This is a genomic window from Mycoplasma zalophi (genome assembly GCF_025486335.1).
GTDB classification, from domain to species: Bacteria; Bacillota_I; Bacilli_A; order Mycoplasmatales; family Metamycoplasmataceae; genus Metamycoplasma; species Metamycoplasma zalophi.
Map to the genome: position 1 here is coordinate 45,216 of NZ_JAOOPZ010000002.1, position 23,469 is coordinate 68,684.

25 protein-coding genes and 2 tRNA genes are annotated in these 23,469 nt (G+C 25.1%); 5 read left to right on the forward strand and 22 right to left on the reverse strand.

Going from position 1 to position 23,469, the window contains the following annotated elements; all coding sequences use genetic code 4:
• Positions 1-28 precede the first annotated feature (28 nt).
• Positions 29-610: an FMN-dependent NADH-azoreductase gene (locus N8G13_RS01360; protein ID WP_262289154.1), complete on the reverse strand. Its 582-nt coding sequence runs from the start codon at positions 608-610 to the stop codon at positions 29-31.
• A gap of 198 nt (positions 611-808) precedes the next feature.
• Here N8G13_RS01360 and trpB point away from each other — a divergent pair, with 198 nt between their 5' ends.
• Entirely contained in the window at positions 809-2,056 is a 1,248-nt protein-coding gene (trpB, locus tag N8G13_RS01365) for a tryptophan synthase subunit beta (protein WP_262289155.1), read from the forward strand.
• Between the two features lie 29 nt (positions 2,057-2,085).
• Here the strand turns inward: trpB and N8G13_RS01370 are convergent, their stop codons facing one another.
• From N8G13_RS01370 to N8G13_RS01455, 18 genes are all read right to left on the reverse strand, one after another.
• Positions 2,086-2,877, reverse strand: a complete 792-nt coding sequence (locus N8G13_RS01370; protein WP_262289156.1) for a hypothetical protein — start codon at positions 2,875-2,877, stop codon at positions 2,086-2,088.
• Between the two features lie 3 nt (positions 2,878-2,880).
• Positions 2,881-4,707, reverse strand: a complete 1,827-nt coding sequence (topA, locus tag N8G13_RS01375; RefSeq protein WP_262289157.1) for a type I DNA topoisomerase — start codon at positions 4,705-4,707, stop codon at positions 2,881-2,883.
• Positions 4,708-4,815: 108 nt separating this feature from the next.
• Positions 4,816-5,172, reverse strand: coding sequence for a 50S ribosomal protein L19 (rplS, locus tag N8G13_RS01380; RefSeq protein WP_216488991.1), 357 nt, complete (start codon positions 5,170-5,172; stop codon positions 4,816-4,818).
• On the reverse strand, positions 5,162-5,836 hold the full coding sequence (gene trmD, locus N8G13_RS01385; protein WP_262289158.1) for a tRNA (guanosine(37)-N1)-methyltransferase TrmD: 675 nt from the start codon (positions 5,834-5,836) through the stop codon (positions 5,162-5,164). The genes rplS and trmD overlap by 11 nt, the downstream gene beginning before the upstream one ends.
• Before the next feature lie 2 nt (positions 5,837-5,838).
• Positions 5,839-6,099 carry a 30S ribosomal protein S16 gene (rpsP, locus tag N8G13_RS01390; protein ID WP_216488987.1) on the reverse strand — a complete coding sequence of 87 codons (261 nt, stop codon included), beginning with the start codon at positions 6,097-6,099 and terminating at the stop codon, positions 5,839-5,841.
• A 116-nt stretch (positions 6,100-6,215) separates the two neighbouring features.
• Positions 6,216-6,761: a hypoxanthine phosphoribosyltransferase gene (gene hpt / locus N8G13_RS01395; RefSeq protein WP_262289159.1), complete on the reverse strand. Its 546-nt coding sequence runs from the start codon at positions 6,759-6,761 to the stop codon at positions 6,216-6,218.
• 10 nt (positions 6,762-6,771) lie between these two features.
• The gene (locus tag N8G13_RS01400) at positions 6,772-7,428 is read right to left on the reverse strand and encodes a deoxynucleoside kinase (protein ID WP_262289160.1); all 657 of its coding nucleotides are present in this window, start codon (positions 7,426-7,428) and stop codon (positions 6,772-6,774) included.
• A 124-nt stretch (positions 7,429-7,552) separates the two neighbouring features.
• Complete coding sequence (gene greA / locus N8G13_RS01405) at positions 7,553-8,026, reverse strand: transcription elongation factor GreA (protein WP_262289161.1); 474 nt, start codon at positions 8,024-8,026, stop codon at positions 7,553-7,555.
• Positions 8,019-8,729, reverse strand: a complete 711-nt coding sequence (locus N8G13_RS01410) for a BC85_0335 family putative methyltransferase (protein WP_262289162.1) — start codon at positions 8,727-8,729, stop codon at positions 8,019-8,021. The genes greA and N8G13_RS01410 overlap by 8 nt, the downstream gene beginning before the upstream one ends.
• Positions 8,719-8,976, reverse strand: a complete 258-nt coding sequence (locus tag N8G13_RS01415) for a DUF1292 domain-containing protein (RefSeq protein ID WP_262289163.1) — start codon at positions 8,974-8,976, stop codon at positions 8,719-8,721. Before N8G13_RS01415 ends, N8G13_RS01410 begins: the two co-directional genes overlap by 11 nt.
• Positions 8,977-8,978: 2 nt before the next feature.
• Positions 8,979-9,404 carry a Holliday junction resolvase RuvX gene (gene ruvX, locus N8G13_RS01420; RefSeq protein WP_262289164.1) on the reverse strand — a complete coding sequence of 142 codons (426 nt, stop codon included), beginning with the start codon at positions 9,402-9,404 and terminating at the stop codon, positions 8,979-8,981.
• Positions 9,392-12,067 (reverse strand): alanine--tRNA ligase, encoded by a 2,676-nt coding sequence (alaS, locus tag N8G13_RS01425; protein WP_262289165.1) that lies wholly within the window; start codon positions 12,065-12,067, stop codon positions 9,392-9,394. The genes ruvX and alaS overlap by 13 nt, the downstream gene beginning before the upstream one ends.
• 2 nt (positions 12,068-12,069) lie before the next feature.
• Entirely contained in the window at positions 12,070-13,188 is a 1,119-nt protein-coding gene (gene mnmA / locus N8G13_RS01430) for a tRNA 2-thiouridine(34) synthase MnmA (protein WP_262289166.1), read from the reverse strand.
• A gap of 97 nt (positions 13,189-13,285) precedes the next feature.
• Complete coding sequence (gene rplT / locus N8G13_RS01435) at positions 13,286-13,639, reverse strand: 50S ribosomal protein L20 (RefSeq protein ID WP_216488969.1); 354 nt, start codon at positions 13,637-13,639, stop codon at positions 13,286-13,288.
• Between the two features lie 13 nt (positions 13,640-13,652).
• Positions 13,653-13,841, reverse strand: a complete 189-nt coding sequence (gene rpmI, locus N8G13_RS01440) for a 50S ribosomal protein L35 (RefSeq protein ID WP_216488966.1) — start codon at positions 13,839-13,841, stop codon at positions 13,653-13,655.
• Complete coding sequence (infC, locus tag N8G13_RS01445) at positions 13,834-14,466, reverse strand: translation initiation factor IF-3 (RefSeq protein WP_391510160.1); 633 nt, start codon at positions 14,464-14,466, stop codon at positions 13,834-13,836. The genes rpmI and infC overlap by 8 nt, the downstream gene beginning before the upstream one ends.
• A 155-nt stretch (positions 14,467-14,621) precedes the next feature.
• Positions 14,622-14,807 (reverse strand): TM2 domain-containing protein, encoded by a 186-nt coding sequence (locus tag N8G13_RS01450; RefSeq protein WP_262289167.1) that lies wholly within the window; start codon positions 14,805-14,807, stop codon positions 14,622-14,624.
• 41 nt (positions 14,808-14,848) lie between these two features.
• A complete protein-coding gene (locus N8G13_RS01455) occupies positions 14,849-15,733 on the reverse strand; it encodes a bifunctional 5,10-methylenetetrahydrofolate dehydrogenase/5,10-methenyltetrahydrofolate cyclohydrolase (RefSeq protein ID WP_262289168.1) in 885 nt (294 codons plus the stop codon).
• A gap of 251 nt (positions 15,734-15,984) precedes the next feature.
• Here N8G13_RS01455 and N8G13_RS01460 point away from each other — a divergent pair, with 251 nt between their 5' ends.
• The 3 genes from N8G13_RS01460 (at position 15,985) to N8G13_RS01470 (ending at position 20,565) form a co-directional block, all read left to right on the forward strand.
• Positions 15,985-20,118, forward strand: coding sequence for a hypothetical protein (locus tag N8G13_RS01460; protein WP_262289169.1), 4,134 nt, complete (start codon positions 15,985-15,987; stop codon positions 20,116-20,118).
• 117 nt (positions 20,119-20,235) lie between these two features.
• Entirely contained in the window at positions 20,236-20,457 is a 222-nt protein-coding gene (locus N8G13_RS01465; RefSeq protein ID WP_262289170.1) for a phosphopantetheine-binding protein, read from the forward strand.
• 33 nt (positions 20,458-20,490) lie between these two features.
• Positions 20,491-20,565: transfer RNA gene (locus N8G13_RS01470), tRNA-Trp, on the forward strand.
• An 87-nt stretch (positions 20,566-20,652) separates the two neighbouring features.
• Here N8G13_RS01470 and N8G13_RS01475 read toward each other — a convergent pair.
• From N8G13_RS01475 to N8G13_RS01485, 3 genes are all read right to left on the reverse strand, one after another.
• Positions 20,653-22,149 carry a hypothetical protein gene (locus tag N8G13_RS01475; protein WP_262289171.1) on the reverse strand — a complete coding sequence of 499 codons (1,497 nt, stop codon included), beginning with the start codon at positions 22,147-22,149 and terminating at the stop codon, positions 20,653-20,655.
• Between the two features lie 108 nt (positions 22,150-22,257).
• Positions 22,258-22,410: a hypothetical protein gene (locus N8G13_RS01480; RefSeq protein ID WP_262289172.1), complete on the reverse strand. Its 153-nt coding sequence runs from the start codon at positions 22,408-22,410 to the stop codon at positions 22,258-22,260.
• 200 nt (positions 22,411-22,610) lie between these two features.
• Positions 22,611-22,685, reverse strand: a tRNA-Thr gene (locus tag N8G13_RS01485).
• A gap of 67 nt (positions 22,686-22,752) precedes the next feature.
• Between N8G13_RS01485 and N8G13_RS01490 the strand changes: the two genes are divergently transcribed.
• A complete protein-coding gene (locus N8G13_RS01490) occupies positions 22,753-23,463 on the forward strand; it encodes a pseudouridine synthase (protein WP_262289173.1) in 711 nt (236 codons plus the stop codon).
• Positions 23,464-23,469 lie beyond the last annotated feature (6 nt).

Genomic DNA, 23,469 nt, shown 5'->3' on the forward strand with positions numbered 1-23,469 from the left:
TATTTTTTAAATTATTTATGTATTTTAATTAAAATGATTCAATTAATTTTTTGAATTCATCAGCGCGTGTTTTAGCATAAGCTTTTGTATCTCCGTTTGCTAAAGGAGGTACTTTTGTTCCATTAACTTGAATGAAGTTAATTGATTTAGCTCCTACAAATTTAAATACTGAACGTAATCATTGAACTTGTAATGATTCTGTGTTTTCAGTTTGCGGACTACCTTGTGATGTAACTAAAACAACATTTAAATTATTTAATAATCCAACTGGATTTCCATCTTTTGATTGTTTGTATGAGAATGTTAAATCTGCGACTGCAATAGCATCAATAAAGTTTTTAACTAATGTAGGAGTTGTATAGTTAACTACTGTTGATGATAATACTAAAACATCTATTTCTTTTAATTTATTAATTAATTCAACTGCTCCAACTTCATTTCAGTATGTTGAAATATTTGTTTGTGATAAATGAGTTTTATTGAATACTGAATCAGAAAGGTTAATTCTTTCTGGTTTTTCCATAATTTCATGGAATTCATTCATTAATGCTGTTGTATATGAGTTTTCATTTGTGAAAAATGATCCGTCTACAAATAATGCTTTTTTCATTTTTATTCCTTTCTTCTTGGCGAATTATTATTTTATATTATATAATAGAATGAATTTTTCTTTCAAATAAAATCCTTTTTAAATTTCACATTTTAATAAATATTCAAATTAAGATTAAATAGTAAAAACGCTCTGTAAAATAACTTTTATTAATTTAAAAAATAATATAATTATTAAAGTAGATTAAAAGGATATATAATGAATGAAAAACTAAGAGAATATTTAGAAAAAACACCAAATAAAGAGGGATTTTTTGGAGTATACGGAGGATCTTATCTTCCTGATGATCTGCAAGTATTATTTAATGATATTGCAAATAAATATTATGAAATTGCACAAACAGAAGAATTTAAAACTGAATTAAAAAAATTACGAAAATATTTCCAAGGACGTCCAACACCAATATATTATTGTGAAAATTTATCAAAAAAATATGGTAATGCTCGAATCTTTGTAAAAAGAGAAGATTTAAATGAAGGTGGAAGCCATAAAACAAACCATTGTTTAGCAGAAGCTTTATTTGCAAAAATGATGGGTAAGAAAAAAATAATCGCAGAAACAGGAGCAGGTAGTCATGGTGCTGCAATTGCTCTAGCAGCAGCTCATTTTGGTTTAGAATGTGAAATTCATATGGGTGCTGTTGATATTAAAAAACAACAACCAAACGTTGAAAAAATGAAAATTTTAGGTGCTGAGGTAATTTCAGCAAATCATGGTTCACAAACATTAAAAGAAGCTGTTGATTCTGCATTTGAATCTTATAAGAAACAATCTGACGTAGCAATTTATGCAATAGGTAGTGTGGTAGGACCCCATCCTTTCCCTATGATAGTTAGAAATTTTCAAAAAATTATCGGTGAAGAAATTAAACAGCAATTTAACAGTGAATATAATAAAAACCCCGATTATTTAGTTGCTTGCGTTGGTGGTGGTTCTAATGCAATTGGAGCATTTACAGAGTTTTTATTTTCAGAAACTAAATTAATAGGTGTAGAACCACTGGGTCATGGACCAAAAAGGGGTCAACATGCATCAACATTAGGTTTTGGAAAATTAGGAATATTGCATGGGTTTAAATCACTTATTCTTTCAAATGAACAAGGTGAACCAGATGAAGTTTATTCAATTGCTTCAGGATTAGATTATCCGGGTGTAGGGCCTGAACATGCTCATTTAAAGCAACAAAGATTAGTTGAATATGTTTCAATAAATGATAATGAAGCATTGGAAGCATTTTTAATTATGTCTTCAACTGAAGGGATAATCCCTGCGCTAGAATCATCTCATTCTATAGCTCAAGCAATAAAAATAGCAAAAGAAAACAGTAATAAAAACATTGATATTGTTATAAATTTATCTGGACGCGGTGATAAAGATTTATCATATGTTTTAGCAAATTACAAAAAAGAAATTGAAGAATTTAGAACTAAAAACAATTTAAAATAGATAACAAAAAATCCGGAAAAACGGATTTTTTAATTTACATAATATTGAATTCTTTGTTGTACTAAGATTTTTTTGTCTTTTGAAACAAAATTAAAATCAATAACTAGCAAATTACGTTCATTTTTTACTGTATATTTTACATAATCTTCATTATCTGATTTGGTAATGTCATAATCTTTTTCAGGGAAAAGATTTGGTCTATTTTGATTTGCTATTTTTTTAAATCATTCAAAAACATTGTTTTTAAATTCTTCTGAACTAAAATAATTATTTTCACTTGATTTAGGGCTTAAAATTATATCTTTTAATTCTGATTTATATTCTTCAAATGTTTCTTTTAATTTTTGATCATTTTCATAATTAAATGAGTTATTTCAAATAGGTATTTTTATGTCTGTTGCTTCTAATTTTTTGAATTTATGTTTTTTATCTTGAACACTATAATTTACCATGATGTGTTGTGAATCATCTTCATTAAATTTTAAATCAGTAAATAAGATGTCGATATTTTGTACTTGTCTTGGTGTTAAATTAATATTAACGTATTGTAGTACAAAGTTATTTATAATACCTTTAGGATTTTTTTCTTTTCAATTGTTGAAATTATTAAAAATTTGTTGTGCAGATTGGGAATTTGCATAAGATGAAGGGCTTAATTTTATTTCATTTTGATCTTTTTCATATTCTTTTTTTGAATACTTTTTTAGGTGAGTTATTTTTGCGTTGTAATATACATAATAAACAACACCAGAAACAGCAGCAAGAGAAAGAAGGGAAATTAAACCTATTATTAAATATTTTTTATTAAGTATTTTTTTCATATACTATGATTTCTTTTTATAAAATCTTCTCTTTTGTGGAGCTGTTTCATCTGATTTTGTAAATTTACATTTGGGAAAATTTTCACACCCTATAAATCTTTGTTGATTTGATTTTTTGTATCTAAATAATAATTTATTACCACATAATGGACAATTTTCACCTGTATATTGAATATCTAAAGTACTTATTTCTATATTTTTAGATGCTTCATCAAAAGTTTTTGTAAAACTTTCTCAAAAACTTATCATAAGATCATTTTTGTGTTGTTTACCTTCTGCAATTTCATCTAATTGTTTTTCAACTTGACTCGTGTATTTTTCATTAATTATTTTTTTAAAATTAGTTACTAGTTTTTGATTAATAACTTTTCCAAATTCTGTAGGTTTTAAAATATTTTTTGTACTTTCAACAAATAAACGTTTTTTAATAACATTAATAGTTGTTGCAAAAGTAGAAGGACGGCCTACCTTAATGTCATCTAATGTTTCAATAAGTTGACCTTCACTATATCTTGCAGGTGGTTGAGTTTGTTTTTTTTCATGAACATATTTTTGCACTGGAATTTTTGAACCCACTTCATAAACAGGGATGCTTTTTGAATCTTCTTCAGTTTCTTTTATAATACTATAACCTTTAAAAATCATTTTTGTAAATGACATTTTGTAGCTAAAAGCATTATCTAAAAGATCATATGAATAAATTTCTCTTACTGGTGCATTCATAAGTGACATAATTGTTTTTTTATAAATTAATTCATATATATATGCTAAATAAGTATTTAATTCATATTTAACTTTTGCTTCTTCAGGAGTTAGTTCTAAATCAGTTGGTCTTATAGCTTCATGGGCATCCTGAGAACCAGAAAATCCTTTTATTTCTTGCGCAACAAATTCTTTTCCATATTTTTTTTCAATAAATTCTTTAGAAGAAGATACAAATTTATCATTCATTCTTGTTGAATCTGTTCTTGGGTATGAGATAAGTCCATATTCAAAAAGTTTTTGTGCTGCATCTTGTACAATTTTTGAAGAATATTTAGCTTCACGATAAAGAGCAGATTGTTTAAAAGGAGTAATTGTTGCATCTTTTCTAGTAGATACTTTATAGTTTACAACTTCTAAGAAATTACTTTGTGATTTAATTGCTTGGTCTGCAATTTCAGGTGTTAATCATGTATTTTTTGCTAAAATAGCAGGTTTTAAATAAAGTTCAGCGTTAACATTTTCTGAAATTTGTGCTGTTATAGTTTCATATTTTGTGGGTATAAAATCTTCAATTTCTTTTTCACGATCACAAACCAGTTTTAATGCGATTGATTGCACACGACCAGCACTTGGATTAGTTGGTCTATTCTTTGTAGTTTTAACCATAAGTTTAGATAATTTAAAACCAATAATTCTATCAAGCATTCTTCTTGCTTTTTGTGCTTCTACTAAATTTTTATCTACTTTATGTGGATTATTTATTGCGTCTAAAATTGCTTGTTTTGTGATTTCATTATATGTAATTCTATGATATTTATTTTCTATATCCAAACAATCTATTAAATTTTGTGCAATTGCTTCACCTTCACGGTCGGGGTCAGTTGCAATCAAAACATCAGAAGCTTCTAATGCAGCTTCTTTTAAATTTTTTATGATAGTTTTTTTATTGCTTTCAATTTCATATTTAGGTTCTCATGTATCAAAATCAATACCAAATTGTTCTTTTCCTTTGGTGGATAATTTTAATATATGACCTTTTGAGGCCAACACTTTATATTCAGATCCTAAATATTTTTGAATTGTTTTTTCTTTGTTTGGTGATTCGACGATTACTAATTTATACATAATATAAATATTATTATATTTGCAGCTTTTTTTGTGAAAAAAAACAAAATAAAAATAGCTTTTATCAAATAGCTATTTTCGTTATATCTAAAAACATACAATAAATTATTATTTTGTGTTTTTAATTTCTTTAAGTCTTGCAGCTTTACCTTTAAGATCTCTCATGTAGAATAATTTAGCTCTACGAACTTTATTTTTTCGTGTAATTTCAACATGTGAAATTAATGGTGAGTTGTATTTAAATACACGTTCAACACCAATTCCGTAACTATTTTTACGAACTGTGAAGTTTTTAGCAGTTCCTTCTCCACTTAATGCAATAATTAAACCTTCAAATACTTGAATACGTTCTTTGTCACCTTCTTTAATTCTTACGTGAACTCTAACATTGTATCCAACTTTTAATTCTGGTAGATCATTTCTAATTTGCTTTTGTTCTGCTAGTTCAATTAATTTATTTCTCATTTTTAATCCTTTCAATAAGATCTGGTCTATTTTTTAAAGTCTTTTGATATTTTGCTTCATCTCTTCATGCTTTAATCTTTGCATGATCTCCATTTAATAACACCTCTGGTACTTTAAAACCTTTATATTCACTAGGTCTTGTGTATTGAGGAAAATCTAATAATCCATCACCTTCAAAGCTTTCTTCAAGGTGTGAACTTTCGCGTATAACACCAGGACTTAACCTAGCAATAGCATCAACTATCAACATAGCAGGAATTTCTCCCCCCGTTAAAACATAGTCACCGATACTAATTTCCTCATCAACAAAATTTAAAATTCTTTCATCAAAACCTTCGTAATGCCCTGCTACTAATGTAATTTCATTTAGTTTCGCAAACTCTCGTGCCATTTTTTGAGTAAATGTTTTTCCTTGAGGACTTAGTAAAATTTTTTTACCTCCAACCGTTTGCAATGCTAAGTCTATTGGTTGAACTTGTAAAAGCATTCCTTGACCTCCACCATATACTTTATCATCAACTTTTTGATGTTTTTCGGTTGAAAAATCTCTTCAATTAACGATATTTATTTCAATATGGCCTAATTCTATTGCTCTTTTTATAATAGAAATTTGCTTGAAACCTTCAAAATATTCTGGAAATAAAGTCAAAATATTAAATTTCATACTTATTTACTACGATTTTTTGTGTAATTTTGATAGAAATTATTTGTTTTTAAAAGTGTTCTAACTGTATCGCTAACTTGAGCACCTTGATCTAATCATTTTGTTATCAATTCTTCGTTTAATTTAATTTCTTTGCTGTGTGGGTTATAAAATCCTACTTCTTCTATAAAACGTCCATCACGTGGTGAACGTGAATCAGCTACAATTATTTTGTAAATGGCATTAAATTTTTTACCATTTCTTTTTAATCTTAATTTAACCATACTTGGTCCTTTCTTTTTGAATGTCTTTAAATAGTAATTATTATTTTACCACAAAATTTTAAATGTCAAGCAAAAATGCTTGACACTTTTTAAATTAATAAAAAAGCCAGTAATGACTATTTTATTAATTCTGGTTTTAAAGTTCCTATGTATGGAATATTTCTCATTTTTTCATTTCAGTCAAAACCAAATCCAACAATAAATACATTAGGTACAACAAATCCGCAATTATCAACTTTAAAATCATTTGTTCTACCTGCTGGTTTATCTAATAATGTAAGGACTTTTAATGATTTAGGATTTCTGTTTTTTAAAATGTCAATTGTTTTAGAAATTGTTCTACCTGTATCCACTATATCTTCAATTACTAATACGTCTTTATTTTCTATTTCATTTGCTAAATCTAAAACAACTTTAACTGAACCAGAAGATTTTATGCCCCCATTATATGAACTAATTGTCATAAAATCTAATACAAAGTCAACATTAATAGTTTTAATTAATTGTGCCAAAAACGGAATACAACCTTTTAAAATACCAACAATAATAAGATCTTTAGAATCTTTATATGTTTCATTAACTCAATAACTTAATTCTTTTATTCTTGTTTCTAATTGTTCTTGGGAAAATAAAATTTCATCCATTCTACTATCTATTTCCATACATCTATCCTTATTTAAATTTTTTTGCTTGTTGATCAATTATTTCAATTACTTTTTCGCTTAATTCTTTTTCATTTAAATCATTTGCATCAATGACAATATGATTTAAATTAAATTTTTCAACTAATTCTGAAAAAATTTCATAGTAATGGGTGTGAAGTTTTTTAAAATATTCGATATTTTTATCTCAGTTGTCAACTTCTGTCTCTCTTCCTCTTTTAAAAATACGTTTTTTAAATGTATCAAAACTAATATCTAAAAATATTGCAAGATCAGGTAATTCTTCTTTTGTTATTAATTTCTGAAATAAAGCATCATAAGCTTCTAAATATTTACCTTGTTTTTCTTTTAAAATAATTTTGGCAAAGATATAATGTTCGATGCTGAACCTATCTAAAAAAATATGATCATTTGAAATCTCTAAATTTTCTTTTTTGTACTCTTCTAAAATTTCTGCGAATTTAGCTGAGTGATTTTCAACTATGTATGATTGAAAACCTATTGTAAGATTAGGTTTTTTTTCATATAATCATTTTAAAAAAGTATTAAACACTTCATCATCTTCTTCGAATTCATGCAACATTTTTGATGTTTTATAATGTTTGTGTAATTTTTCTGATAAACTAGTTTTTCCACTAGCAATCATTCCACTTATACCTATAATCATTTACGTACCCCTTTTTATTATTGTTTTTATTTTACTAAAAAATTAATCTATTTCCAATAAAAAAATGATTTTAATAAATTAAAATATTTAGTTTAAAAAAACTCCGTTTTAGGAGTTTTGCAAATTAGTTAATTTCTTTGATTATAATTTCATATTTTTTATCAACATCAACTTCAACATCATCACCTACTTTATGACCTAAAAGAGCTTTTGCAAGTGGACTGTTATTTGAAATTTTTTGTTCAAAAGGATTTGCTTCTAATGAACCCACAATTTGTAAAGTTTTTTCAATGGATTTATCATTTTTCATTTGAAAAGTTACGGTTGAACCAATTTGTACCACTGATTTTACTGAACTTTCATCAATAATTTGATAGTTGTCTAAAATATGTTGAATTTCAGTAATTCTTGCTTCTATTTGTCCTTGTTTTTCTCTGGCTGCATCATATTCAGCGTTTTCTGAAAGATCACCTTGGCTACGAGCGTCACGAATTTCTTCAATAACTTGTGGTCTAACAACATTTTGTAGGTATTCTAATTCTTTTTTATACTCTTCTAGTGATTGTTGAGTTAAATAAATTTTTTCTGTGTTATTCATTGTTTTTCCCTTTTGGTATGTAATTTGTAATTAAAATCAAATTAAATGATTTTATTTTGTATTTTTCAAATTTATATATTTTTTTGTCATAAAGATAATTAAAAATATCATTTACTTCTTTTTTATTGTACTTATTATATAAGAAAATACACATTCCGTTTTTATTTAAAAAATTTAAATTATTTTTTAAATAATTAATTGGATCAGATTTTTGTTTAAGTAAAATAATCATATCATTTAAATTTTTGATTTCATAATTATAAATAAATTTATCTTCTTTATTTAAATTCTTGTTACTAGTTGTTATTTTTTTATTATTTGTGCTTAATGAAAATGTTTTTGCAAAGTAATTATCATATGGATCATCAATAAATACACTTTGGTAGTTATTTACAATAAAACTATTTAATAAAAAAGCAGTTAAAATTGGATTTGCTAACGGATTTTTGGTACTTTTTTCGAGTTCAGTGACAATAGTTCCAAAATTTTCGTTATTTTCAGAAGCTTTTAATAAAATTTCATTTTCTTGTTCAAGTAAGTATTTTTCTTTGATTTTTTTTACTTTTTTATGCAAGTATATATAAGAAAATACTCCAATAAAAAACACGATAAACACTGAAACAAGTAAAATAATTTTTCAAGTTGGTCAAGATGTGTTTTCTATTTGTTGATTTAATTCAAATAATATTGTATTATCAAGCATCAATTTCATTATTTTCTAAAAAATCTTCAAATATTTCTTCAACGATATCTCATTCATCTTCAGGGATTTCAATGTACATATCGTTTTGTTTTTTTAGTCCAACAACAGTTTCTTGGTCATTTAAAACACCAAGTAAGTATGTGTCACCATTTTCTTCAAAATCAAATAAAATGGTAATTTCTGTTTCTTGACCATTATCATCTTCTATTGTAATTTTTCTTGTTATATCATTTAAATTTATTTTCATAGTTATTTTTTAAAGTGGTAGTTTAAATAATCTTCTAAAATTAATTGCGCTGCCAATTTATCCTTAACTCCTTTTCTTTTTTTTCTTTTAAAACCAGCTTCTATTAAAATGCTTTCAGCCGCTATAGTAGATCCATATTCATTAACTAAAACAACATCTAAATTAAATTGATCTTCTAGCACTTTTTTAAAATTTTCAACCATTTCTGTACGTTCTGATTTAGTCCCATTACTTCTTAACGGATGTCCCAATACTAGCGTATCAATAGTTTTATATTGTTTTATATATTCAGTTATTTTATTTATTACTGCTTGAAAATTATTTTCTTCAAAACGAAAATTTTCTAATCCTGTTACGATGATATTATCATCATCAGTAATTGCAAATCCACAAGTTCTAGTTCCTAGATCAAGTGCTAGTTTGCGCATAAAATATTTTCCTTAATGTCATTAAATATATCTTCAATTGTATAATCTGTTGTAAAACTTCCTTGACTCACAATTGCATTTCCTCCACCCTTACCTTGATATTTTGTCAGTATTTGCTTCAATAAATCATTTGAATTATAAATTTTTGAAGCAACAACTATAAAACATTTATTATTGTCTAATGTTGCTGTAATCACAAGAGCATCAGTGAATTTTTCTCTTAATTCTATTGCTGCTTTTTTGGTATCCTGCATACTGTTTATTTGCAGTAAAATAGTTGGTTTGTTATTTACTGTTTGTGGGTTAATATCTTCTAAATTTAAATTTGTATTTTGAGATTGTTTAAATAAAATTTTAAATTCTTCTCTTACTTTATTTTCTAAATCTTTTAAATTGTCAATTTCTTTTTCTAATTCACGATTAGATTGATCTAAATTAATGTTTGGTAATTGAAATGAATAATTTTTGTCAAGTTCCTTGTTTTTTAAAATAACTGAATTAACTATTTCTTGATATTTTTCAATTTCTTTTAATAAATAATTACGAACCAATATATTTGAAGTTACAACTCTTAAACGATAAATTCCTGTACCTTTATTTTCTACACCTGTAATTTTAAAATCTTCAATAAATGCGGTATTTGGTGAGTGGGTACCACCACATAAATCTTTTGTTATTGGATCAAAAATAACAACTCTAACTGCTGATTGATCATGGTATTCATTTTCTTCAATTGTCATGAATGCACCAATTTCTTCAGCTTCTTTAATTGTCATAATTTTGTATTGTCTTTGGACGTTATCTTTAATATATTGATGCATTATATTTTCAATATTTTTTATTTCTTCTGGAGTTGGTTTTTTATCATGTGGAAAATCAAATGTAAAATATTCAGGCATAATACTTGAACCTAATTGTTCGATTTTTTCATCTTGATAGGTTTTTCTTAATGCACTAAACATAATATGGGTGGAGCTATGGTTACGCATATAACCTTGTCTTGCCTTTTCATCTACAAAACAATCTACTGGCATGTTAGCTTGGATTTTACCTTTAACTTTGTGAATATGGTTTCAGTATTTATCTTTAAATACATCTAAAATTTCAATATCATTATCACCTTGTTTAATTATTCCAAAGTCATGGAATTGTCCACCACTTGTTGCATAAAATGGTGTTTTATCTAAAACAACATAAGAAACATCGTCATCATTGTTTGTTTGTTCAATTTCTTCAAAATCATTTAATAGATAAAGAATTTTAGCATTTTGGTGAGTTATTTCTTCATAACCTGTAAATTCACTAATTTGTTTATCAATTAAATCCAAACTATTAATTACTTTATCCATCGCGTTTCCAACATTACCACGAGATTTTTGTTTGTGAATTTCTAAAAATTTATTAAATTCATTTTGATCAATATGAAGATTTTTTTCAGCAAGTATTTCATTTGTTAATTCAATAGGGAATCCATAAGTATCAAACATTTTAAAAGCAATTTCAGTTGAAATATTTCCATTTTTTTCAATTTCACGTTCAAGTAATTTTTCACCTTGATTAATTGTTTTTGAAAATAGTAATTCTTCTTCTTTAATAATTTCTGAAACTAAATTTACATCAATATCATAAATTAAAGATTGCTTTGTAACATCAACTAATTTATATAAAAATGCAGATTCTTTAATACCTAATTTAAGCATTGAACGATATGAACGACGAATTAATCTTCTAATGATATATCCTCGACCTACATTTGAAGGTTTAACACCATCATTTATAGCATTTACACAAGCTCTAATGTGGTCAGCGATGATTTTAAATTGAGTATTTATTTTAGTTTGATTTGGTTCCTTTGTAAAGTAATTATTAATATCATATTTGTACTCTGTATATTTTTCAATCTCTTTAATAATTATTTGAAATAAATCAGTATCAAAGTTAGTAGGAACATCTTGTAAAATGCTTGAAATTCTTTCTAAACCAGCACCCGTATCAATGTTTTTGTGTGCGAGTTCTGTGTAATTATTTTCACCATCATTATTAAATTGACTAAATACTATATTTCAAATTTCAATAAAACGATCGTTTTCAATGTCATCTTTAATTAATTCAATACCTCTTTTGTCATATTTTGGACCACGGTCAAAAAATATTTCTGTATCAGGTCCACAAGGTCCTTGACCTACATCCCAAAAGTTTGTATCTCTTGTTCCTTCAATCATATGATCTTTTGAAATACCTAATTTTAGTCAATATTTAAGTGTATCAGTATCTTCAGAATAATATGTTATATAAATATCATTTTTTGAAAATTCAAGTTCGTTAAAAATAAATTCATATGCAAATTCAATTGCTTCTTTTTTAAAGTAATTTCCAATACTAAAATTTCCTAGCATTTCAAAGAAAGTGTGATGTCTAGTTGTTATCCCAACATTTTCAATATCATTTGTACGAATTGACTTTTGCGAGTTTGTTATTCTTGGATATGGAGGTATTTTTTTACCACTAAAATAATCTTTTAATGTAGCAACACCACTATTAATTCATAAAAGTGAAGGATCATTTACAGGGATTAAACTTTTTGATTCTACCACTAGGTGATCTTTTGATTTAAAAAAATCAAGTCATAATTGTCTTATTTGTTTAGAAGTTAATTTTTTCATAATTATTCCTCATATAAAAATGTTTTTTCTTGGTTATCTAAAAATATTTTATCAATAATTGCTCCACCAACAACCTTATTTCCATCATATATTACAACTTCTTGTCCAGGAGTTACTGCTTCAGTTAAAGGGTAAGTAATTTCTAAAGTATTTTCATCTATAAATTTAATATTTACTTTAATATCGCTTTGACGATATCTAAATTTTGCAGTTAAATTATCATAATTAAAATCATGCGCGATTTTATTAAAGTTAATTGCGATCATTTTGTTTGATTTGAGATAATGATCAGCATCGTTATTTGCAACATAAATTATTTTCTTTTTAATGTTATGGCCTACTACAAAATATGGTTTTTCAAATCCACCTAAATTTAAACCTTTTCTTTGACCTATTGTATAATACATTGCTCCTTTATGTGTTCCAACAATTTTTTTAGTAGCGATATCTACAATATTTCCAGGTTGTGCCGGAATATAATTTTCAAGAAAATCACTAAATCTCCTTTCGCCAATAAAACAAATTCCAGTAGAATCCTTTTTATTGGCAGTTATTAAACCTAAATCTTGTGCTATTTTTCTAATTTCTGGTTTAGTGAGATTTTCTAATGGAAAAATTGCTTTTGAAATTTGTGAATTTGATAATTGTGCTAGAAAATATGTTTGATCCTTATTTTCATCTTCAGCTCTAAATAATTCATCATTTATGCTTTTTGCATAATGACCCATTGCGATATAATCAGCTTTTAATGTGTTGATTGCATAATTTAAAAAAGCATCAAATTTTATAAATTTATTACAAAAAATGTCTGGATTAGGAGTTCTTCCGATTTTATATTCATCAATTAAATAAGAAAAAACATTATCTCAGTATTCTTTAATAAAATCTACGCGATGTAGGGGGATATTTAGTTTATTTGCAACTGCTTGTGCATCTAAATAATCTTGTTCTTGAGTACATATATTTTGATTTAAAGTTTCATTACCTTTGAAATCATTATTTGTAAAACTATCTCAATTACGCATAAAAAGTCCAATTACTTCATGCCCTTGTTCTTTTAATAAGTGAGCAGCAACCGAACTATCTACTCCACCACTAAGACCTATTACAACTCTTGCCATTTTTTACCTCCTAATAAAGCATATATTCTTTTATATTTTACTTCAAAATAGCATTTAAATAAAAAAATAGATAGTTAAACTATCTATTAAGAATTAATTAGTTTAAAGCTTTTTTAGCTTGATTTACTAATTCTTCAAATGTTTTTGGATAATTAATTGCTAATTCACTTAGCATTTTTCTATTAACTTGAATATTTGATTTTTTTAATCCGTCAATTAGACGTGAATAAGAAATTCCTAATGGTCTTGCTGCTGCATTAATACGAGCTATTCATAATTTTCTAAAATCACGTTTTACTTGTTTTCTATCTCTAAATGCATAAGTTCATGATTTAACTACTGCTTGTTTAGCTACTTTATAACCGATTGATTTGTGCCCTCAGTATCCTTTAGCTAATTTTAGTCATTTGTTACGTCTTGCTCTTGTAACTGTTCCGCCTTTTACACGCATATTAAATCCTTTCCTATATTAATTCTTTTAATCTTTTGTAATCTGATTTAGCCATTAAACCTGATTTACGTGATTGTCTTTTTTGTTTTGTTGTTTTGTTTTGAGCAAGGTGTGAACGATATGCTTTTCCGCGTTTAATTTTTCCTGATGCAGTGACTTTAATACGTTTTTTTAAAGCACTTTTAGTTTTCATTTTAGGCATTTGTATCTCCTTCTTCATTTGTTTCTTTATTTTTTTCTAGTTGTAGCACTTTCTTTTTATCTTTTTCTAAATACATATCCAAGAAACGATCATTTACTAGTGTTGCTTCTTTTGAAATTTTTGCAACATCTTCTACATAAGAATAAAATTTATTGATAACTTCTTGACCAATTTCAGGACGAATCATTTCTCTTCCCCTAAATTTTAAACTTACTTTAACTCTATCACCATTTAATAAAAATTCTTTGGCTTTTCTTGCTTTAGTTTGTAAATCATGATCTCCGATATTAACTGTTAGACGAACTTCACGATTTATTGTTACAGCTTGTTTTTCTTTTGTTTCTTTGGCTTTTTTCTTTCTTTCGTATTTAAATTTACCATAATCTAATATTTTAGTTATTGGTTTATTGTTTGCAATTGAAATTAAAACTAAATCCATTTTGTCAGCTTTAGCCATTTCGATTGCTTCTTTTTTATCTAAAACACCAATTTTTTCTCCACTTGAATCTAGTACAAATACTTTTTTGTATGGAATATCGTTATTTAAAACGTGTTCACTTTTTGGTCTTTTATCTTTTTGAAATTGTTTTTGATTTGATTGAATAAGTATCTCCTTAATAAATAAAAAAAGTGGTTTTATCCACTTCTCACTACAATATGTAAAAACATAGTAGCAACCCGATCTTTAAATAGACCAAGGTGAGAAATGAATCTTCTTTTTGCTTTTAATGCTATTATATTTTAACATATTTTTATTTTAATGATCAAAATTTGTAATTTTTAGAAATTTTCAGGTGGATTAATTGAACCAGTTGCGATTAATATTAAATCAATTAATCATCAAATTCCAAATCCTCCAGCTGTTATTAGTTTTAATACACCTAATCCAATTTGACCTTTTATAAATCTATCAATTCCTAGTCCACCTAGAAAAAATGAAATAAGTAAAAATACTAATCTACTCATAAATATAACTCCTTTATTTAATAATATAACATATTAACTAACTACTTTGAAAAATTAGCTAAATCTAAGATATCTTTGAAATATTTTTTGTACTGTGTATGCGTATTTGTGTATGAAATTAACAAATTAATTATTAAAGAAATTACAGTCATAGGACCCACTCCGCCCGGAACTGGTGTAATTGCATAACACATATCTTTAATGTTTTCAAAATCACAATCACCTGTAATTTTGTTGTTTTTATCTCTGTGAATTCCTACATCAAAAACACTTGCACCTTGTTTTACATATTGTTTTGTAATAAGGTGTTTTACACCAGTTGCAACTATTAGAACATCGTGTTTATTTAAATAATTAATATTTGATTCTTTGTTATAACTAGTTACATTTTTGTTTTTGCATAATAAAGCATATTTAACAGGCAAACCAACTATTTGACTTTCTCCTACCACACCTACGCTAGTGGTAGTTAAATTAATTTTATAATAATTTGCAAGAATAATAATACCTAAAGCGGTTGCTGGTAAAAAACTATTTTCTTGATTTTTTAATTTGTAAGCATTAATTTCATTTAAGCCATCAATGTCTTTTGTTTCATTGATGTTATTTAAAATTTGAATTTTATTTAAATGTGGTGGTAGTGGTAATTGAACTATCAATCCATCTACTTTTTCTTGAATATTTTTAATTTCATTTAAAAGGGTTTCATTTGAAATGTTTTCAGAATATTTAAATAATAAAGCTTCAAAACCTAATCTTTTTGCAGTATCTAACTTGTGTCTAATATAAATATTTGATTCTTCTAAATTACCAACTTGAATAATTCCTAATTTAGGAAGTGGATTTAAATTAAGTTTTTTTAATATATTTGCAATTTTTTGTTCGAGTAAATTAGCTAGTTTTTTTCCATCTAAAAGTATTTGCATATTCATCTCCCATTTTAAAATGACTTATATTATATTATACTTTAACAAGTATTATTTTGCTGATTAACACAGAAAAACAAACAAAAAATACTCAAAAAATCATATTTTTATGTTTTGTGATAAATTTTAGGCTAAAATAAATAATTTTTGAATATTTTTTGAGTTTTTGCTTATTTTTTTAAAAATAAATAGAAAAATTGCTTTAAAAAGCAATAAATCTATATAATTATCTTTAAATTTAAGGACTATTTATGAAAAAAACAAATTATCTACTTTTATTAACTCTTCCATTATCAATATCAGCTATCGTCCCAGTTGTAGTTTCTTGCTATAAGACACCGGAAAATATTGATAAAAAAAGTGAAAATGAAAAAAATAATACACACAATATCACTAATAAAAACCAAAATAAACAAGAAAACACAAATAATAGCACAACAAACAAAGTGCCAAAAAACAAAAATAAAGATAATTCCAATACAACAAATAAAAATGATTCAAACATTAAAGATGAGATTAATAACAAACCTAAAAAAGATATACAATCTGAATTAATGGCAAAAAATGAAAATGAATATAAAAACAATTCTGATTTATCTAAAAAAAATAATTTAGATCTAAAAAATCAAAATAATTCTAAAACTAGAGAAGACATCAAACCTGATTCAACACAAAAAGAAAATCAAAATATTCAAAATACACCAAATCAAGAATTGAATATAAAAAACACTCCAAGTGAAAGTTTTTATAATCCTAATTTTAATTTAATTGATAATTATAAAAAAAGGGCTTCAATTAATATAAAAGATATTAGTGAATTTAATTTAGATGATCCTAATTTTATAACTTATAATACATGATTAAAAAATAAAAATAATACAAAAAAACAAAAAAATGAACATTTTGATATTTCAAAATTTAATACTTTTACATTAAATTATTCTTATTTAAGAAATAATACATTAACTTTATATATTAGTTCAAAACTTTCTTTAAAAGATTTAAATAATTACAAATTACAATATAAAAAAGAAAATCAGAATTATTTAGTTGATCTTGTTTTTTATAATGATAATAAATCAAATAAAATGTTTGTAGCACAAATTCCAAATATTAATAAAAACGATAAAATTTCTCTTTTAAATGTTCAAAAAAATGATATTACATATCAACTAAAATCAAATAATTATTCATTACCGCTTTTAGATTTTTTTAAACTTGAAGATGATGTTGTAATAAAAAGCATTACTGACTGAAAAACTTGAGATGAAACTCAAAATACACATACTTTTAGTTTGCAATTTTATAATAAAAATTTAAATAATTTAACAAATTTTCCCGATCAAATGCAACTTGTATTATTAAAGAAAGATAAAAATATATCATATGTCAATTTTAAATATATAAAAGGTAATCAGTATAATGCAGTAGTAGAAACAGATAATTTTTCAAAATTAATCGCGACAGCCGAGTCATTTGAAATTTCAGAAGTTGATAAAATTTTAGGAATACAAGTTAAGAAAAATAACGAAGAATGAAAATGACTTGAAAATATACCTAATATCGAAATAAAAAACCAAGACAATGAAAAAGAATTTTTATCACTATTTAAAAAAGGACCAAAATTAACTAAAATTTCAGTTGAAAATAATAATTTAGTGGTTAATTTTCAAGACTATCAAGATTTTGCAAATAAAGAAATTGAACTAGAAATAAAAAGTTTAGATCCATTTAATCCTTTTTCTAATCTTTATAAATTAAAAAATACTTCTCAAAATTCATTTATCTTTGAAAATATTGATTTTCCTAAGGATATTTCAAAATTAATAGTAACTAAAATAAAAATTAATAACGAATTATTTGAATATGATATTAATGATCAAGAAACTATATTTAATAATGCTAAGGTGGGCAAAGAATTTCAAATTAACAAATTAAATTTTTATCTTGATAATAAAAATAGACAAATACTAGGTTCAGTTGCTATTGACTTTCATAATGATGATCTTGAAATTTTTCAAAATAAAAAATTAGAATTAACATTTAAGCGTTTAAGTCCATTTGTTGGTGAAACACAATATGAAAGCATTTATAATAATTTATTTCTTTTAGAACAAAAAATACTCATTCCATTTAATAAGTTACAACAATTTAATTTAAATGGTTTTTATGAAAATATTGAATATGAGCTACAAAAAATAAGAATTGTTGATAGTTTTTCACTTAATGAATTTGTAAATGAAACTAAATTTTCAAAAAGTTTAGAAAAATTAAATAACAAAAAATTATTATACAATTTCATAAATAACAACCAAAAAGATAATAATTTTATTTATAAAGAAAATACAGGATATACAAAAAATGATTTAATAAATAAAAAAGATGAAGATTCAAACATTGAATACACACTTCAAAATCATTATGCTATTGTTAATTATAAACGAGAAAATTGATATAAATATCAAGCAACTTTATTTGAAGATAAAATAAATAACAAAATAAAACTTAAAAATGAGTATTTAAATACTAATTTAGATAAATTTAATTTAATAAAAAATAATAAAAAAGTTAATACTCATTTTATTTCACCAAGAGAAATAATTAATAATTTAAGTTGAAATATTAACAAAGATTTTACAGAGGCTTCTATAACGAAGGATTTATCTTCTTTTAGTAATTTAGATAAACATTTAGATGATGCATTCTTTGTACTTGGTTTTGAATTTGACCCTAAACAAAGACAGGTTATTGATATAATAGAACCTGAACCATTTTTTAGATACAACAAAACTGGTTATAGAATTAATTCTTCTGTAAAAAATATGTCTAAATCATTTGTTTATTTAACTATCCCTTACAAAAGAATATTAAAAGAACAAACTATCAATAACTTAGGTTTTGAATATTTAGCAATACGAAATTCAAAAGAAGATGAATTAAATTTAAAAAAACTAATTGACTTTAGATATCGTTTTAATATTAAATACAATAACACAACAAAAAAATTAACATTTTTAATTAATTCGAAAAATAAAGACATAAAAATATTTGATACATTAGGTGATCATTATTTATCTTTAAATAATTCAGCTTTTTTAGGTAGTTCTTTATTTTTTGTTCATTGAGCTGATTTAAATGAACAACTAAATCCTATAGAATATAAACCTATTTATAATAAAGAAATATTATCAATAGGTCTTGAACAGTTAAATTTTAAAGATAATTATGAGCATTTAAAAACAACGTTAGAAGGTTCATCTAAGCGTGTTTATTTCAATAATAATGAAAAAAACGTACTTAATGCAAGACAAAGAGTATTTAATTTCGCTTCTCGGCAAATGCGTGGACAAGGTACTTGAAATGTAATTGGTAAAGTAAAACCAAATGATCCTAATGACTTTAAGTTTTTTATTACTACTAATCAACATGTTTGAGGCGAAAAAGAAATAAGAGAATTTTCTAATAATTATTTTAATCTTCCTATAGATCTTCTTGAACCAGAAGGTGGTTGAAACATTAATAAAAGCGATAAAAGAGGATTGGTGTTTGAATCAAGAAAATGAGCTAAACCTACAGTTGGTGTTAAAATTATTACAAACTTTCATAATGATAAAGCTTTTCCTACAAGTTATAAAGATTTTAAAAATAATTTCGGTGATATAAACTACAATAGTACCTGAAATATTTATGGTGAAGGACAATATGGAAGGAATACTCATTCACTTTCTAGTGCTGATTTAATTGTTGCTATCGCTGATTTTAAAGACTTTTATTCAATATTTGAAGAAAAAGATAATAAAGTTTACTATGATGGTGTGGCTGTTGATGAAAATGATTCAAATATTTATAAAACATATAAATTCTTTAAAACATTAAAAGAATTAAAAAATCTTAAACCAAGTAAACATAACTTGCATTTATCACAATTAGTTAATTTAAATTGATCATTAGCTTCTTTTCCTATAGGAAAACAAGCAGCCAATTTAGATAGTTTAGATGCAAAAAGATACCGCGAATATATAATAGGAAGCATGGATGAAAGAGGAATAGAGGGACTTTTATATCCAGGCGCAATGTCAAAAATGCCAACAGTACCTTTAAGTTCAAAGATATTTGATTTACAAAGCGGAGCATCGGGAAGTATGGCTTTTGATTCGGAAGGCAATATAACTGGATTAGTAACTGAATCTTCTTATTACCGTTCAAATGTTATGATAGTAGATACAAATGCTAATTCATTTTTTGGTGATGGTAACATTACACAAAACCCTGGATCATTTTATGAAAGAATGCGACTACTAAGTTATTTATATCCAGAAAAATATGACTCTGAACAATTTAATAATTTACCTAATTGAGAAACAAAAACTGATAAAAATATCTAAAATACCAAACACCTTTTGTGGTGTTTTATATTTAAATTTTTATTAAATAAACTATCAAAAACATAAAAACAAGTAATAAATTTGCTTTTTTCTTTTATTTTGTATAATAATATTATTATGAAAAATGATATTCAACAAAAAGTGTTTGAAACACTACAAAATTACACAAAAACAAAAATAACTTTAAATTCAGAAATTAAAGATTTAAACATAGATTCACTTGATTTAGTGCAAATTGTTGTAGAATTAGAATCTATATTTAATATTTCTGTTTCTGATGAAGAATTATTAAATATCTCTAAAGTGATTGATATTATTGAAATTATTAAAAAATATTAATTTTATTGTATAATAATAAAGCAAATATCACTTAGGGGTATAGTTCAATGGTAGAACAACAGGCTTCAACCCTGTGTGTTGTGAGTTCGAGTCTTGCTACCCCTGCCATTATTGATATTTCTAATAAAGTTGCTTTTGCAACTTTTTCTTTTTAAAAGATACTAAAAAATTTGGCATAATAGCCAAATTTATTTTTTATTTTTCTTCTTTATCTTTTTTATTTCTTTTGTTTACAAAGAAGAAAATCATTGCTGGAATAATTAGAACTGGAACAACTAATATTGTTAATAATCAGAATGAATTTTTATAACTATTTTCATCGTTTTGTAGAAGATTTTCTAACATATCACGATTATTTTCTGATGATTTTGTGAATTCAAGTTGTTTTAAATCATATGTAGATTTTCCAGTTTTTAGATCTGCAACTTGTTCTGTTAATTGTTGAATTTCTTTTGTTAATTTTATGTTTGGTAATTCATTTGCTAAAACGTTTTTAATTTGTTTAATTTGATCTTCTGAAATGTTATCATTTGCAACAATTTTACTCATAGTTTCAAATGCATCAACTCATTGAACTTCTCAAGTTAAATATTGATCTTTAATTTCTTGTAATTTTTCAGCAGTTGGGTTTACAAAGTAATTTGCTAATTCATTTAAAGTTAATTCTTTAATTTTGTTATTACTTGTATTTGTATCAACTGTATCACTAAATGTTTTAACTGGAACATATTTTTTAGATATTTCATTTAATGTATTGTATGCATCAATTAATTGTTGATTTTCTGATTGTTTATTTAAATTTAAGTTAGCAACAGTTTGAACTTCATCAAAAATTCATGCATCAACTGGATTTTCTTTATTTAAATCTTTGAATTCTTGTAATTTGTAGTAGTAATTTAAATATAAGTTAGATGTTTTAAATTCTTCTTTAGCTTCTTGAAGTTTTGCACTTAATGCTTTAGTTTGGAATGTTTTTGGATTATCAAAACTAAATTCCATATTTTTGTATTCTTCTTTTACGTTATCTAATGTTTCTTGTAATTTAGCCTTTGGTTCTGCAAATTTTTCATCATTAGTTTCTTGAAGCATTCCTTCAATTTCTGTTAATATATCTTCATAGATTTTAGTTTCAACTTCTAAATCTTTAAATTCATCTATTGATAATTTTTCTTCTGTATACGTAAAAATTCCACCATTATTTTCAGAAACAACATTTGCTTTTTGTTTAATGGCAAAGTCGTTAAATACTTTTGACTTAAGATCATCTTTCTTTTCTATTAATGAAAGTTGATTTCTAAATATTCAACTTGCATATTTTTCATTTTTTGTAACTTCATTGTCTTCTGTTTTCTTGGAAATTCTATATTTTTCATCTTTTAATTCAAAACTATAATTCTTAATAAATTTGTTTATAATTGCATCACTAAACATTAATTGTTTTTTATCGGGATAATCTAGTGAAGATTCGATCAATTTAGTTTCTTTTTTAAATATAGCATCAATATAACCTCTTAAACCTTCAATTATTAGTGATTCAGGATTCAATATCATATTTTTATATAAATTTCAATTGTGTTTAAATCCCTCTATAACTTGTAAAAATGCTTGTCTTGATCTAGCTACTATATCTCTTGTTGTTGGATCTATTACTCATTCTTCTGAAGAATCTGCTTTTGTTAATTGTGAGTCCATAATTTCAAGTATTTTATCGTATAAAGCAATATAGTAATTTTGTGCTTCCTCATATGTATCAACTTTAAATTCTCCTTCAGTTTGTCCTGCAAAAGGTTCTACATCATGCTATTTTTTACCCTCTGGTGCACTTTCAAAACTTGCAACGATATTATTTTGTTGATTGTTTTGGCTTGTATTTAAAGCAAAAGCAGCAGAAATAGCAGAAACCGATGATAATGCTAATAAGCTAGTAAGTAAAATTTTCTTTGACTTTTTCATATTTCCCTCTCTAAATATTCTATTTACTGCTTAATTATATATTAAAAACTAGCAAATTAAAAAATATTTTTTTGACTTTGTAAAAATTTTTGCTACTAACATAATTAGTAAAAATGCAATATTGTGTTATTTTTTTGCATAAAATGTGATTTTTAGAATATAAAAAAATTAGCAAGCAGCTAATTTGGTCAAAAATGATATGGTGCCGTCAACTGGAATTGAACCAGCGACCCCTTCCTTACCATGGAAGTGCTCTGCCCCTGAGCTATGACGGCAAATGCTTTATTATTATACTTTATTTTTTTAAATTAGTATTAAAAACTGTATAATTTAAACAATATTATGAACCAAGAAACAGAAAAATTACAAAAATTTGTTTCTTCCTCTGGACTAATGAGTAGAAGAAAAGCGGAAGAAGAAATAACAAAAGGATACTTTAGAATTAATAATAAAGTGGCAAATTTAGGTGATAGAGTATCAAAAACAGATAAAATCTATTATAAAAATAAACTTGTTATAAACAACAATTCGCAAATTTATATAGTTTTAAACAAACCTAAATATGTTGTATCAACTTTAAGTGATCCCCAAGGAAGAAAAACAATTAAAAACTTTTTAAAAACTTCTCAGTATGTTTATCCAGTAGGTAGATTGGATTTTGATACAACGGGTATTTTATTAATTACGAATGACGGAGAATTAACAAATAAATTACTTCATCCTCGAAATAATATACCAAGAGTGTATATAGCAACATTACAAAAAAAATTAAGCAATAAAGAACTTGATTTTTTAAATTCTAATAATGTTTTTATTGAAGGTAAAAGATCTTTACAAAAAGTTATATATTTAGATGAAGTAAACTATGAAGTTACTTTGCAAGAAGGAAGATACCATCACGTAAAAAATTTATTTAAAGAAGTTGGAAACCTTGTTATAAACCTTCATAGAAAATCATTTGCATCTATTGAAGATTCTAATTTGCGAAGAGGACAATCAAGGGAACTAACAGCTAAAGAAATTGAAAGTTTAAAAAAATACCAAGCATTATAGTTTGGT